Here is a 13835-nt window from a genome sequence, read left to right as displayed (position 1 = left end):
ACTGCGGTCTGCACAAAAAACAGGCCGGGCGCAACGCTGTGCGGTACCGGCCCCTATGGCGGCCTATGAAGACCGCCCCGACATGCGCAGAAGCTTATTGGCCCTCGACCGGAATTTGCTGGATACCGGCCAACAACCAGCCCTGACCGTCGGCCTTGTACAGATTCCAGACTTCCTCGAAGCGGAAGGCCTCGGCACCGGGCGCTTCGCGCAGCATGCCCGAATAGCGAACGCTGGCCAGGTGACCACCACTGACCGTTTCAATACCCAGCAACTCGGCATTGAGCAGAACGATTTCCGTGTGTTCCGCCTTGCCGCCACGAGCCTCAATTTGAGGCTTCATTTCGGCGATGAGGTCGTCGGTCAGGTATTCGGACAAACCGGCAACATTACCGCTGTCCCAGATGGCCTGGATTTCAGCGAACTGCTTCTTGGCATTGGCCAGAAAAGTCGGCGTGTCGAAATCACCCGGAATAAACCAGGACGGATCCGCAGGGTCGGCTGAAGCGGCCGCTGAGGCCACAGGGGTGACCGGCGCAACGGACGCAGGCTGCTGTGCCTGGGGTGGCTGCCATGCGTCAGGCTGGGCCATGCGCTGCATGCCGCCAGCACCCTGGACAGCCGGCGTGGCTGCACCACCGCGCAACCGGCGCACGATAAAGAGCACGGCAAACACCAACAGGCCGATAAGTAGCAAGCTGGAGATCATTTCAAGGAAGGCACCCGACAAGCCCATACTGGACAACAGCGCCGCAATACCCAGTGCCTGCGGCTATGCCGGCGATAGGCCCGAGAAAGCGGGACATGCCACTTTTTGCGGCGGTACCTGCGGCAGCCGCACCTGCTGCGGGAGCAGCGGACGAGGCACTACGCTGCGTGGTCGTTGCTGCAGGTGGCGTCGTGGCCTGGCGCTGCTGGGTAACATTGCTGGACTGCCGGCCGAAGCTGGAACCACCGCCCATGCGACGGGCCTCGGCATCGAAGGAGACAGCTACCATACCGACCGTGGAAACGGCCAGCAAGGCGACAGCCAGAAAACGGGAAAAGCGTCGAGACATAATGTTTAAGCTCCGAACCAAAGATTGCAAGGCAATAACTGCCTGGTAGCGCACAATCTTACTAGAAGCTGAAAGATATCTCAAGCCAAAGGGCTCAACCCAGGTTCACACCCTCGTGCAAGGCGACCAGACCTGCCGTCAAATTGAAATAGCGCACGCGCTCGAAGCCGACGTCTTTCATCATGGCTGCCAGCGTTTCCTGGTCAGGATGCATGCGAATGGATTCCGCCAGGTAGCGGTAGCTGTCTTCGTCACCCGCCACCTTTTTGCCCAACCACGGCAACACCTTGAAAGAATACCAATCGTAAGCGGGTGCCAATGGCTTGGCCACTTGCGAAAACTCAAGCACCAGCAACTTGCCACCCGGCTTGAGCACACGACGCATTTCAGACAGCGCAACGTCTTTGTGCGTCATGTTACGCAGACCAAAGGCCACGCTGACGCGATCAAAATGGCCATCGGGGAATGGCAGTTTTTCGGCGTCGCATACGGCTGTTGGCAACACAAGGCCTTTGTCAATCAGACGGTCGCGCCCTACCCGCAGCATGGAGTCATTGATATCGGTCAACCAAACTTCTCCGGTCGCCCCGGCCTTGCGGGCAAACGCCTTGGCCAGGTCTCCGGTGCCGCCGGCAATGTCCAGCACCTTCATGCCTGGGCGAACATCGGCGCGGGCAATGGTGAATGCCTTCCAGGCGCGGTGCAGCCCCGCTGACATCAGATCGTTCATAATGTCGTAGCGTTGGGCTACCGAGTGAAACACTTCGGCAACTTTGGCGGCTTTTTCGGCTTCGGCCACGGTTTTATAGCCGAAATGCGTGGTGGGGCCGCTACCAGAACTGCCCTGCGGGTTAGATGATGTGTTTTGCATAGCGCGTATGGTATCCGATGTCTGGCAGGCTGGCCGGCAAGCGGCACAACAACGTCCAGATGGCAATTTTCACAAACTTGAAACATTGAAGCCATAATATTGAAGCTTCTTTGGTTATTTTATCCCTTGAGCCATGAGCACAACCATCTTGGTCGTCGAAGACGAACCCGCCATCCAGGAGCTGATCTCTGTCAATCTGTCATTTGCGGGTCACAAGGTGCTGCGCGCCTTCGACGCCGAACAAGCCCAGACACTGATTCGCGCCGAACTGCCTGACCTGATCTTGCTGGACTGGATGCTGCCCGGCGCCTCGGGCATCACTCTGGCCAAAAACTGCGCGCTGATGAACGAACACGCCAGGTGCCGGTCATCATGCTGACCGCCAAAGGCGCCGAAAATGACAAAATCGAAGGCCTCGAAGCCGGCGCCGATGACTACATCACCAAGCCTTTTTCACCTAAAGAGCTGATGGCCCGCATCAAGGCCGTACTACGCCGACGTGCCCCCCAGCTAACCGACGATGTCATCCAGATCGGCACCCTGAAGCTGGATCCGGCCACGCACCGCGTCACGGGCAATGGCCTGTCTCTGACGGTCGGGCCGACCGAATTCCGCCTGCTGCACTTTTTCATGACGCACACCGAGCGCGTTTTTTCACGCGCCCAGCTGCTGGACCAGGTGTGGGGTGACCACGTTTTTGTTGAAGAGCGTACCGTCGACGTTCATATCCGTCGCCTGCGCAAAGCCCTGGAACCCAGCGGCCACGAAAACCATATTGAAACCGTGCGCGGTGCGGGCTACCGTTTTGCCGTCCAGCTGCCCCAGACCACGAAGGCTCAAAGCGCCTGACCATGCCCAAAACCATTTTCTCCCTGATTGCCCTGGGCCTGCTGGGCTGTGCTGTCGGTTACTTTACAACGGCAACAGCAGGCTGGGTCGTGACCACACTGGGCATGACCGCCATGATTCTGGTCAGTGGCACGCAACTGGCTCAAATCAGAAAATGGGTCGCAGACCTCTCAGCGCCACCCCTCCATCGGTAGGCCCATGGGACGAAGTCCTGGCGCCAATTTATCGCCAGCTACGGCGCGATAGCGCCATCATTGCCGAACTTGAACAAGATGTCGACAGCATCCTGCAAGCCGCCGAGGCCCTGCCCGATGGCGCTGTCACGCTGGACCAGGAAAAGCGGGTGACCTGGTGCAACCGTACCGCCAGCACTCACACCGGCTTGAACCTGGCCACAGACCGCGGTCACAGCATATTCAACATTCTGCGTGCCCCCGAATTTGGCAAGTATGCCCAGCAACAACGATGGCCCGAACCGCTGGTGCTTCACCACAGCGCCGGTAATGTCGAACGCACCCTGCTGGTGCAGCTGACCCGCTATGGCATCGGTCACTACCTGCTGGTCACACGCGACATCACGCAGGTCGAGAAGCTGGAAACCACACGGAAAGATTTCGTGGCCAACGTATCGCACGAGCTGCGCACCCCGCTAACCGTCCTGCTGGGCTTCCTGGAAACCTTGTACGACATCCCGCGCGAAGACATCAGCGACGAACAGCGCCAGCATTACCTTGATCTGATGATCACCCAGGCCAAACGCATGCAGGCGATAGTGGCCGACTTGCTGACCTTATCCACCCTGGAATCGTCGCCGACACAGGCGGGGCTTCCGGTGCAAATGAGCGAAGTGATCCACAAGGCGCTTCAGCAGGCCCACTTGCTGTCCGCTGAGCAGCATGTCTTTGTTGAAAACATTGACGAAAACCTGTGCATCATGGGTATTGAAACCGAACTGGTTTCAGCCGTCAGCAACCTGCTGACCAATGCCGTGCGCTATACCCCTAAAGACGGCACCATTACCGTCAGCTGGTACAAAACCGAACAAGGGCTGGCCTGCTACTCGGTTCAGGATACCGGCATCGGCGTTTCGCCCCAAGACCTGCCACGCCTGACCGAACGCTTCTACCGGGTTGACCGCGGCCGCTCGCGCTCTACCGGCGGCACTGGCCTTGGGTTGGCCATTACCAAGCACGTGGCCATGCGTCACAACGCCGAACTGACGATTCAAAGCCGACTGGGCGCCGGCAGTATTTTTGCGCTTGAGTTTGCCGCCAGCCGGGTTTGTCACCCCCCGAGGCAAACGCATCCCAAACGCCCTGAATACTGAACCGGGTTCTTGCAGCATTGAAAAAGTGGGGTTGCAGCGCTGCATCGCGGCACAGCAACCCACTTTTTCAGGGCTTACACCAGAACCCGCTCAATACCGCCGGCGTTCGCAACCTTCACGTAGTCTTCCAGCCACGACTCACCCAACACATGGCGCGCCATCTCGACCACAATGTAGTCGGCCTGCATGCCCGTGTCGCCCTCGTAACGTGACAGACCCTGCAAACAAGATGGACACGACGTCAGGATCTTGACCTGGCCCTGATAGCCGTCATCGCGAATCTGGACGGTATTTTTCAACAACTCTTCTTGCTTGCGGAAGCGTACCTGAGTGGAGACATCGGGGCGGGTAACCGCCAGCGTGCCGGATTCACCACAGCAGCGATCCGTCTTGATGGCTTCTTCACCCACCAAAGCCTTGACCGTTTTCATCGGGTCTTGCAGCTTCATGGGGGTATGGCACGGGTCGTGGTACATGTACCGGCTACCGGTCACGCCGTCAAGCTTCATGCCTTTTTCAAGCAGGTATTCGTGGATATCGATCAGACGACAACCCGGGAAGATTTTTTCAAATTCGTACCCGGCCAGCTGATCGTAGCAAGTACCGCAACTGACCACGACGGTTTTGATATCGAGGTAGTTGAGCGTATTGGCGACCCGGTGAAACAAGACCCGGTTATCCGTGATGATCTTTTCAGCCTTGTCGGTCATGCCATTGCCACGCTGCGGATAACCACAGCACAAATAACCCGGCGGCAGAACCGTTTGCACCCCGGCATGCCAGAGCATGGCCTGCGTGGCCAGCCCGACCTGCGAGAACAGGCGTTCAGAGCCACACCCCGGGAAATAGAACACTGCTTCGGTATCAGCGCTGGTTACTGCCGGATTACGAATGATGGGCACGTAGTTGGCGTCTTCAATATCAAGCAACTTGCGTGCGGTTTGCTTGGGCAAGCCACCCGGCATTTTCTTGTTGACGAAATGAATGACCTGCTCGCGAAGGGGCGGCTTGCCGATGGTGGCCGGCGGCTGCTCAACTTGCTTGCGCGCGGGCGCCGACAGCAGATCGTGCGCAAACCGCTGCGCTTTGTAGCCCAGGTCAACCATGGCCGTACGCGTGGCCTTGATGACGCGCGGATCTTTGGCATTCAGGAAGAACATGGCAGCCGCCGTTCCCGGATTGAACGACTTTTTGCCCATGCGACGCAGCAACGCGCGCATTTCCATGGACACATCGCCAAAGTCGATGTCGACCGGACAGGGGTTGTAGCACTTGTGGCACACCGTGCAATGATCAGCCACGTCTTCAAACTCTGACCAATGGTGCAGGCTGATGCCACGACGGGTCTGTTCTTCGTACAAAAACGCTTCGATCAGCAACGATGTGGCCAGAATCTTGTTGCGCGGCGAATACAGCAAATTGGCACGCGGCACATGGGTTGAGCACACCGGCTTGCACTTGCCGCAGCGCAGGCAATCTTTGATGGCTGTCGAGATGGCGCCGATTTCGCTTTGCTGCATGATGAGCGACTCGTGGCCCATCAGGTTGAAACTGGGCGTCCAGGCATGCCGCAAGTCGGCACCGGGCATCAGTTTGCCCGCATTGAAGTGGCCCTTGGGGTCAATACGACGCTTGTAGTCCTGGAACGGCTGAAGCTCGTCTTGTGTGAGGAATTCAAACTTGGTCAGGCCAATGCCGTGCTCGCCCGAGATCACGCCGTCAAGGTCGCGGGCAATTTGCATGATCCGCACCACGGCCTCATTGGCTTCGCGCAGCATGTCGTAATTGTCGGAGTTGACGGGGATGTTGGTATGAACATTGCCATCACCCGCATGCATGTGCAGCGCCACGAATACCCGCCCTTTAAGGACACGGTCGTGAATGGCCTGAATTTCGGCCAGCACCGCAGCACAGGCCGCCCCCGCAAAGTAGCGCTCGAACAGCGCCCGGACTTCGGTTTTCCAGGAAATGCGAATGGTGTGGTCTTGCACGACATCGAATACGCGGGCATCGGGCTGCTGCACCAGACGCTCTGCCAGGGTATCCGCCACCCCTGCAAACCGATAGACGACAAGACGGTCAAGGCCTGTGACAGCGGAAGATCGAGGTTTTCCAGCAACCAGGTCCAGCGTTTGCGCGCATCGCGCAGCGTATCGATGGCGTCGCGCGTACGCTCGGCCAGAATTTCGGCCCGGGTTTGCCGGGCGTCGTCAGCGTCTTCGGCTTTGCCCACCGGCAAGTCGCCACTGCCCAAAAATACCTCGAGGGCATCCAGCAAGCGCAACTTGTTGCGCGTGGACAGTTCGATATTGATACGCTCGATAGCATCGGTGTATTCACCCATGCGATTGAGGGGAATCACCACGTCTTCGTTGATCTTGAAGGCGTTGGTATGACGGGCAATGGCTGCCGTGCGGGAGCGATCGAGCCAGAACTTTTTACGCGCCTCGGCGCTGACCGCAACAAAACCCTCACCGTGCCGCGTATTGGACAAGCGCACGACTTCGCTGGCTGCCGTAGCAACGGCATCGGCATCATCACCCACAATATCGCCGATAAGCACCATTTTCGGCAAACTGCCACGCTTGCTTTTGGTGGCGTAGCCGACCGCACGCAGATAGCGCTCGTCAAGGTGCTCGAGCCCGGCCAGAATGGCGCCCTTGTTGCGGCTTTGCTCATCGAGATAATCTTTGATTTCGACAATCGACGGAATCGCGTCGCGCGCCTGACCAAAAAACTCAAGACACACGGTACGGGTATGACTGGGCATGCGATGCACCACCCAGCGCGCCGAGGTAATCAGGCCATCACAGCCCTCTTTCTGGATGCCAGGCAGCCCCGCCAGGAACTTGTCGGTAACGTCTTTACCCAACCCTTCTTTGCGGAAACGACGGCCTTCGATAACCAGGGTTTCTGTGCGCAACAACCGCACACCGGGCGCAGCACTGCCGTCAAACCACTTGACCTCAAAACGGGCCTCGACCACATCGTGAATCTTGCCCATATTGTGACCAATGCGGGTGACTTCGAGCCAGTTGCCGTCAGGGTCAACCATGCGCCACCAGGCCAGGTTATCCAGGGCAGTCCCCCACAACACGGCTTTTTTGCCACCGGCATTCATGGCCACATTACCACCGACACACGATGCTTCAGCCGAGGTCGGGTCAACCGCGAAAACATAACCGGCCGCTTCTGCCGCTTCGGTAACCCGTTTGGTGACCACACCTGCTCCTGACAGGACCGTGGCAACCGGACCATCAACCCCCGGCAGTTCAGTCAGCTCGACCGGGCCCAGCTGGTCGAGCTTTTCGGTATTGATGACCACCGACCGCCAGGTCAGGGGAATGGCCCCCCGGTATAGCCTGTGCCCTCCCTCGCGGAATAATGGTCAGCTCGAGCTCGATACAAGCGCGCACCAGCGCAGCCATTTCGGCTTCAGAGTCAGGAGTCAGGACGACAAACGGATACTCGACACGCCAGTCGGTCGCGTCGGTCACATGCGACACCCGCGACAAACCGTCAAACTTGATGTTGTCTTTGGCCGTTACCTTGGAAAGGCGACGCTGCACCTGCTTGCGCAGGTCTCGTGTCTGACCGAACTCGAGCTCAAAGGCACTGACAGCACCGCGCGCGGCCTGCAACAACAACACGACCTTGTTGTCGCGCTCGGGGTCTGATGAATCGCGACGACGGTCAATTTCAGAAAGGCGATGCTGCAAGGCCTCGATAAGCATGGCCAGACGCTTGGGGTTTTCAAGCAGATCGTCTTGCAGATACGGATTGCGACGAACAACCCAGATGTCACCCAGCACCTCAAACAGCATGCGTGCCGACCGGCCGGTACGGCGCTCGGTGCGCAAATCAGACAACCAGTTCCAGGCCTCGGGACCCAACAAGCGCGCCACGATCTCGCGATCAGAGAATGACGTGTAGTTGTACGGAATTTCGCGCAAGCGCGGTACTTCGGTCGAAGGCGGCTGGGAGGCAAGCAAATGGCTGGCAAGAGGGGCGTTCATGAAGTCGCATTCAAAGAGATATGGTTAACCCTCAGTTTACTGCATCGGTCAAGGGGCTGCCCTGCTCAATTTGCCGGAAAAAACCATAGGGCGGGCAGGGCTATCGCCAGATAGCGCAAGGCCTTGCCGATGGCGATGTAGATTACCGAGCGCCAGAACGGCAACCGCAACCAGCCCGCCACGGCACACAATGGATCACCAATAACGGGCAACCACGACAGCAATAAAACCGGGGCACCCCAGCGGCCTACCCATTGGCGGGCGTTCCTGGTCCAGCGATCAGACCCGCCGGATGTGGCGTAACGTTCGTACAAGGCTTCTGCGCCACGCCCCATCCAGAACGTAATGACGCCCCCCAGTGTGTTACCCAGCGTTGCTACCGCCAGCGCCACCCAGACCATGGCGGGCACATGGCCAATATAGGCCAGCAGCACCGCCTCGGAACCCATGGGCAATAACGTCGACGAAATCAGGCTGGCCAGAAATACGGCGGCAAGCCCGGCCTGAGGCAGGGCAAACACCTGAAACAGGCTATCCAGCAACGGGGTAATTGAAGTTTCCATAGGGTGGCAGTGTAGCTTTAGCGGACAAATCCGCTGTGGTAATCTTGTTGTTTACGTGCATCACGTCTTCCGCCTTTTCGCTCACCATGTCCACTGACTACCTTAAACGCATTCTCACGTCCAAAGTCTACGACGTTGCCATCGAATCCCCTCTCGAATTCGCCCCCAGATTTCCGCACGTACCAACAACAACATTTTTCTCAAGCGCGAAGACACGCAGGCGGTATTCAGTTTCAAGCTGCGCGGGGCCTACAACAAAATGGCCAATCTCAGCCCTGCCGAGCTGAAACGCGGCGTCATTGCGGCATCGGCCGGCAATCACGCCCAAGGGGTTGCGCTGTCGGCCCGAAAGCTGGGGTGCCGGGCCGTCATCGTCATGCCCACCACCACACCACTGGTCAAGGTCAATGCCGTACAACGCCTGGGCGGCGAAACCGTACTGGTGGGCAACAGCTACTCTGACGCCTACCTGCACGCCAAAGAGCTTGAAAAGAAAGAAAAACTCACGTTTGTACACCCATTCGATGATCCGGACGTCATTGCCGGCCAGGGCACCATCGGCATGGAAATCCTGCGCCAGCACCCCGGCCCCATCGACGCAGTTTTTGCCGCGATCGGCGGTGGCGGCCTGATTGCCGGTGTCGCCAGTTACATCAAGCAACTGCGCCCCGACATCAAAATCATTGGTGTGCAAACCGAAGACTCAAACGCCATGATCCGCAGCGTCAAGGCCGGCCGACGCATCGAACTGAGCGACGTCGGTCTGTTTTCCGACGGCACAGCCGTCAAGCAGGTCGGCCTGGAAACCTTCCGCCTCACACGCGACTACGTCGATGACTTCATCACCGTCGATACCGATGCCATCTGCGGCGCCATTAAAGATGTCTTCCAGGACACCCGCAGCGTACTGGAACCATCCGGGGCCCTGGCCATTGCCGGTGCCAAGCGATATGCCGCCCTGCACAAACTGAAGAACAAAAACCTGATCGCCATTGCCAGCGGCGCCAACATGAACTTCGACCGCCTGCGTTTCGTGGCCGACCGCGCCGATGTCGGCGAAGCTCGCGAAGCCCTGCTGGCGCTCACCATCCCCGAACAACGCGGCAGCTTCCTGAAACTTTGCGAAACCATCGGGTCGCGCAGCGTCACCGAATTCAACTATCGCATTTCAGACGCGTCCAGCGCCCATGTATTTGTCGGTGTGCAAATCAGTTCGGCAGCCGAACCTGAAAAAATCGCCACCGCCTTGCGCAAAAAGGGTTTGAAACCCTTGACCTGACGCACAATGAAATGGCCAAAACCCACCTGCGGTTCATGGTGGGCGGGCGCTCGGCTCTGGCCGAGCACGAAATGCTGTTTCGCTTCGAATTCCCCGAACGCCCCGGCGCCCTGATGAAATTTCTAAGCGCCATGAGCCCCGAATGGAACATCAGCCTGTTCCATTATCGTAACCAGGGCGACGATTACGGGCGCATTCTGGTCGGCCTTCAGGTGCCCCCGCCGACAAAAAGAAATTCAAGGAATTTCTTGATTCGCTGGGTTACCCTTACTGGAACGAAACTGAAAACCCGGCCTACAAGCTGTTCCTTTGACACCCTGCCTGGGGCGCCCGGGCTTGGTAAACACACAGATCACAGGCAAAAAAACAAACGGGGAGGCTTTTTTGCCCCCCGTTTGTTTTTTTGCTGTGCCCCTGACAACCGCCCCTCGGCGGACGAAACAGATACCGTTTAAAAACTGCAGACCGTATAAATGGGCAAACCAGTTTCCTTAAGGGTTGTCGACCCGCCCAGCTCAGGCAGGTCGATAATGGCGGCAGCCTCGACCACATTCGCGCCAAGACGCTGCAACAGCTTGGCCGCCGCGACCATGGTGCCACCCGTCGCGATAAGGTCGTCAATCAACAAAACACGCTGACCCGGCTTGACCGCATCTGTGTGCATTTCGACCGTAGCGTTGCCATACTCAAGGGTGTACTCTTCGGCCAGCGTCTGATAGGGCAATTTGCCTTTTTTACGCACTGGCACAAAACCCAGATTCAGTTCGTAGGCCAGCACCGAGCCCAGAATGAACCCGCGGGCATCAATACCCGCCACCAGATCAAGCCGATGACGCATATAGCGGTAGACGAACAGGTCAACCAGCACACGGAAGGATCGGGGATCTTGTAATATGGGCGTTATGTCTCGAAACGTTACGCCCGGGCTAGGCCAGTCGGGCACGCTGCGGATGGCGTTGCGGATGTAATCTGCTGGGTCAGTGTGCATTTAAGTTGCCATAAGACATGAAGTTAGACTTAGGGTTAACTATAACCTTAATTTAAAATGACAAGATGAGTTCTCGCCCGCTTTCACCCGATGAAACCCTGGCGTCGGCACGGCGCACCCTGCGCACTGAAACCAGTGCGCTGCAGGCGCTTGAGCAGCGCCTCGACCACGCTTTTCATGATGCCGTGCGTCATATGCTGGCCTGCCGGGGCAAGGTCGTGGTCACCGGTATCGGCAAGTCAGGTCATATCGGAAGAAAAATCGCGGCAACACTGGCATCTACCGGCACGCCGGCATTTTTCATGCATGGGGTCGAGGCCATTCATGGCGACCTGGGCATGCTGACACCACACGATGTCGTGCTGGCCATTTCTTACTCCGGGGCTGCCCAGGAACTGGTCACGGTGCTGTCGGTCTGCAAACGCATGGCCATACCCATCATCGCCATCACCGGCCACCCCCGCTCCGAGCTGGCGGCCAACGCAGATATCCACCTGGACGTCCACGTTGAACACGAAGCCTGCCCGCTAAACCTGGCCCCCACGGCCAGCACCACCGTCACCATGGCGCTGGGCGACGCTTTGGCGGTCGCCTGCCTTGAGGCTCGCGGGTTCGGCGCAGAAGACTTCGCGCTGTCGCATCCTGGCGGCGCGCTGGGCCGACGCCTGCTCACCCATGTTCGCGACGTCATGCGCTCGGGCGATGCCCTGCCGGTCGTACACGAGCACACGCTTATTCCCCTGGCGCTCGAAGAAATGTCACGCAAGGGCATGGGCATGACCATCGTCACCAATCCGGACAATCACCCCATCGGCATTTTTACCGACGGTGACTTGCGCCGCCTGATCATCCGCAAGGGTGACATCCGCTCGCTCACTGTGGCCGACGGCATGTCGCACCACCCGAAAAACGTCGTCGCCAGTCAGCTGGCCGTCGAGGCAGCCACACTGATGGACACCAACCATTTATCCCAGGTGGTGGTTGTCAATGAGCATGGCCAGCTTATCGGCGCCCTGCACATGCACGACCTTATGGCAGCAAAGGTAATCTGATTCATGAAATCTGTTTCCATCCCTCACCCGGCCGAGGCCCTTGTTCTGGCCCGCGTCAATCCTCAGGTTATCGAACGAGCCCGCGAAGTACGGCTCATGGCCTTTGACATCGATGGCATCCTGACCGATGGCGGGCTTTGGTACGGCGAAAACGGTGAACTGGTCAAGCGTTTCAATTCGCTCGACGGCTACGGCCTGCGCATGCTGCGCGAAAGTGGCATCGCCGTCGCCTTCATCACCGGGCGTAAAGGCCCCATCGTGGCTCGCCGCGCCGCCGAACTGGGCATCGAACTGGTTCAGCAGGGGTACGCGACAAAGTGCAGGCTCTGGGCGCCATGGCATCAGGACTCGGCTGCAGCCTTGACCAGGTGGGCTTCATGGGTGACGACATCATGGATCTGGCCGCTTTGCAACGCGTCGGCTTTTCAGCCAGCGTGCCCAACGCACCGGCCTATATCGCTCAGGCCGTGCACTGGGTCGCATCCACCAACGGCGGGCACGGAGCCGCCCGCGAATGCTGCGACCTCATTCTGGCCGCACAAGGCCGATTAGGTCCCTTTTTGTTGGCAAACTCCGTCATTCTGGGCGACGTCACCCAATAATGAAAGAACGCGTACCTACCCTGGTAGCCCTTCTGCTGCTGGTTTCGCTGGTGGCTCTAAGCTGGTGGGCGGCCGATTACACGCTGCGCTCGGTGGTGCTCGACGACCCGCGCCGTCTCACCCACGAACCCGATGCCTGGTCCGAGCGTTTCGTCATGATCCGCACCAACACAGACGGTGAAGCCATCAATCGTCTTGAAGGCGACTACATGGTTCACTATCCGGACGACGACTCTTATGAAATCGACAACGCCAGGGCGGTCGGACAGCGGGCAGGCTCGCCCGTCACCGTCGCAACCGGCGACAAAGCCATCATGAATGAAGGCGGCGGTCGCATCACCCTGAACGGCAACGCACAGCTGCATCGGGTTCCATACGACGATCGCCCCGCCCTCGATGTCACCAGCGAGCAACTTGTTTTGCTACCCGACGAAGACATCGCCTACACCGACCTGCCTGCGCTGGTTGTCAACGGCAAATCGCGCATCAACGGAAAAGGCATGCGCTACGACAACGTCTCTCGTACACTTGAGGTTTTATCCGCCAGTGATGTCAAGATTTCTGGCGACGATACCCGTAAACGCTCCGACACCCCTGCCGGCAGCGGGCCTGCTACAAAACTACCATGATCTCAAAACGTCTTCCTCTCCCTTCGCTTCTGGCCTGCACCCTGCTGTGCCTGAACCTGACTGCCCTGGCACAAACGGGTGGCAGCAAACCGCCCGCCGACGAACCCGACACCTTGATTCTGTCTGATACGCTTAACTACGACGACGGTAAAAAGAAAGCACCTTTACCGGTAACGTCGTCATGACGCGCGGCCCCATGACCCTCAACTCCGATGTGCTGGTCACGCGCGAAGACGCCGATGGCTTCCAGTACGGTACGGCCACCGCCGACAAAGGCAAACTGGTCTTCATCCGCCAGGAAAACCCCGAAAAGTTTGAAGTCATCGAAGCTCGCGGCCTGCGCGCCGAATACGATGGCAAAGCCGAAACCATCGAAATGATCGGCCAGGCCACCATCACCAAATTCGTCTGTGGCAAACCGTTCGACACCATCAGCGGTGAACGCGTCAAGTATTACCAGGCCACCAGCGTTTACAAGGCATCTGGCGGGCCGAACTCGGCGGCGCGTGGCGGTCGTGTGCGTTCGCTGGCCACCCCGGCGGCCAAAGCCGAAGCCGCTGCGGCTGCCTGCAAACAGCAAAGCAGGCAATAAGGCGGTCGT

At 58.6% G+C, this 13835-nt stretch carries 7 protein-coding genes and 6 pseudogenes; 8 read left to right on the top strand and 5 right to left on the bottom strand.

Annotation, left to right across the window (positions count from 1 at the left end):
* Positions 1-94 precede the first annotated feature (94 nt).
* Positions 95-1058 (bottom strand): annotated as a pseudogene (locus tag N7E01_RS10930) (Tim44 domain-containing protein).
* A gap of 94 nt (positions 1059-1152) precedes the next feature.
* Positions 1153-1929 carry a bifunctional demethylmenaquinone methyltransferase/2-methoxy-6-polyprenyl-1,4-benzoquinol methylase UbiE gene (gene ubiE, locus N7E01_RS10925; protein ID WP_289172908.1) on the bottom strand — a complete coding sequence of 259 codons (777 nt, stop codon included), beginning with the start codon at positions 1927-1929 and terminating at the stop codon, positions 1153-1155.
* Between the two features lie 133 nt (positions 1930-2062).
* On the opposite strand from ubiE, the pseudogene phoB reads away from it, so the two are divergent.
* From phoB to phoR, 3 genes and pseudogenes are all read left to right on the top strand, one after another.
* Positions 2063-2778 (top strand): annotated as a pseudogene (gene phoB / locus N7E01_RS10920) (phosphate regulon transcriptional regulator PhoB).
* 2 nt (positions 2779-2780) lie between these two features.
* The gene (locus N7E01_RS10915) at positions 2781-2972 is read left to right on the top strand and encodes a hypothetical protein (protein WP_289172907.1); all 192 of its coding nucleotides are present in this window, start codon (positions 2781-2783) and stop codon (positions 2970-2972) included.
* Positions 2933-4105, top strand: a complete 1173-nt coding sequence (gene phoR, locus N7E01_RS10910) for a phosphate regulon sensor histidine kinase PhoR (protein WP_289172906.1) — start codon at positions 2933-2935, stop codon at positions 4103-4105. The genes N7E01_RS10915 and phoR overlap by 40 nt, the downstream gene beginning before the upstream one ends.
* A gap of 74 nt (positions 4106-4179) precedes the next feature.
* Here phoR and N7E01_RS10905 read toward each other — a convergent pair.
* Both N7E01_RS10905 and N7E01_RS10900 read right to left on the bottom strand, forming a co-directional pair.
* Positions 4180-8121, bottom strand: a pseudogene (locus tag N7E01_RS10905) (DUF3683 domain-containing protein).
* A 65-nt stretch (positions 8122-8186) separates the two neighbouring features.
* Positions 8187-8684, bottom strand: coding sequence for a YqaA family protein (locus tag N7E01_RS10900; protein WP_289172905.1), 498 nt, complete (start codon positions 8682-8684; stop codon positions 8187-8189).
* A gap of 86 nt (positions 8685-8770) precedes the next feature.
* On the opposite strand from N7E01_RS10900, the pseudogene ilvA reads away from it, so the two are divergent.
* Positions 8771-10276, top strand: a pseudogene (ilvA, locus tag N7E01_RS10895) (threonine ammonia-lyase, biosynthetic).
* Between the two features lie 138 nt (positions 10277-10414).
* Here the strand turns inward: ilvA and N7E01_RS10890 are convergent.
* A complete protein-coding gene (locus N7E01_RS10890; RefSeq protein ID WP_289172904.1) occupies positions 10415-10951 on the bottom strand; it encodes an adenine phosphoribosyltransferase in 537 nt (178 codons plus the stop codon).
* A 65-nt stretch (positions 10952-11016) separates the two neighbouring features.
* Between N7E01_RS10890 and N7E01_RS10885 the strand changes: the two genes are divergently transcribed.
* The 4 genes and pseudogenes from N7E01_RS10885 (at position 11017) to lptA (ending at position 13826) form a co-directional block, all read left to right on the top strand.
* A complete protein-coding gene (locus N7E01_RS10885; RefSeq protein WP_289172903.1) occupies positions 11017-12003 on the top strand; it encodes a KpsF/GutQ family sugar-phosphate isomerase in 987 nt (328 codons plus the stop codon).
* Positions 12004-12006: 3 nt separating this feature from the next.
* A pseudogene (locus tag N7E01_RS10880) lies at positions 12007-12605 on the top strand (KdsC family phosphatase).
* Complete coding sequence (gene lptC / locus N7E01_RS10875; protein WP_289172902.1) at positions 12605-13234, top strand: LPS export ABC transporter periplasmic protein LptC; 630 nt, start codon at positions 12605-12607, stop codon at positions 13232-13234. Before N7E01_RS10880 ends, lptC begins: the two are co-directional and overlap by 1 nt.
* A pseudogene (gene lptA, locus N7E01_RS10870) lies at positions 13231-13826 on the top strand (lipopolysaccharide transport periplasmic protein LptA). Before lptC ends, lptA begins: the two are co-directional and overlap by 4 nt.
* Positions 13827-13835: the final 9 nt, after the last annotated feature.

This window comes from Neopusillimonas aromaticivorans (assembly GCF_030344915.1).
GTDB classification, from domain to species: Bacteria; Pseudomonadota; Gammaproteobacteria; order Burkholderiales; family Burkholderiaceae_B; genus Neopusillimonas; species Neopusillimonas aromaticivorans.
This window is presented reverse-complemented; position numbering and strand designations above follow the sequence as displayed.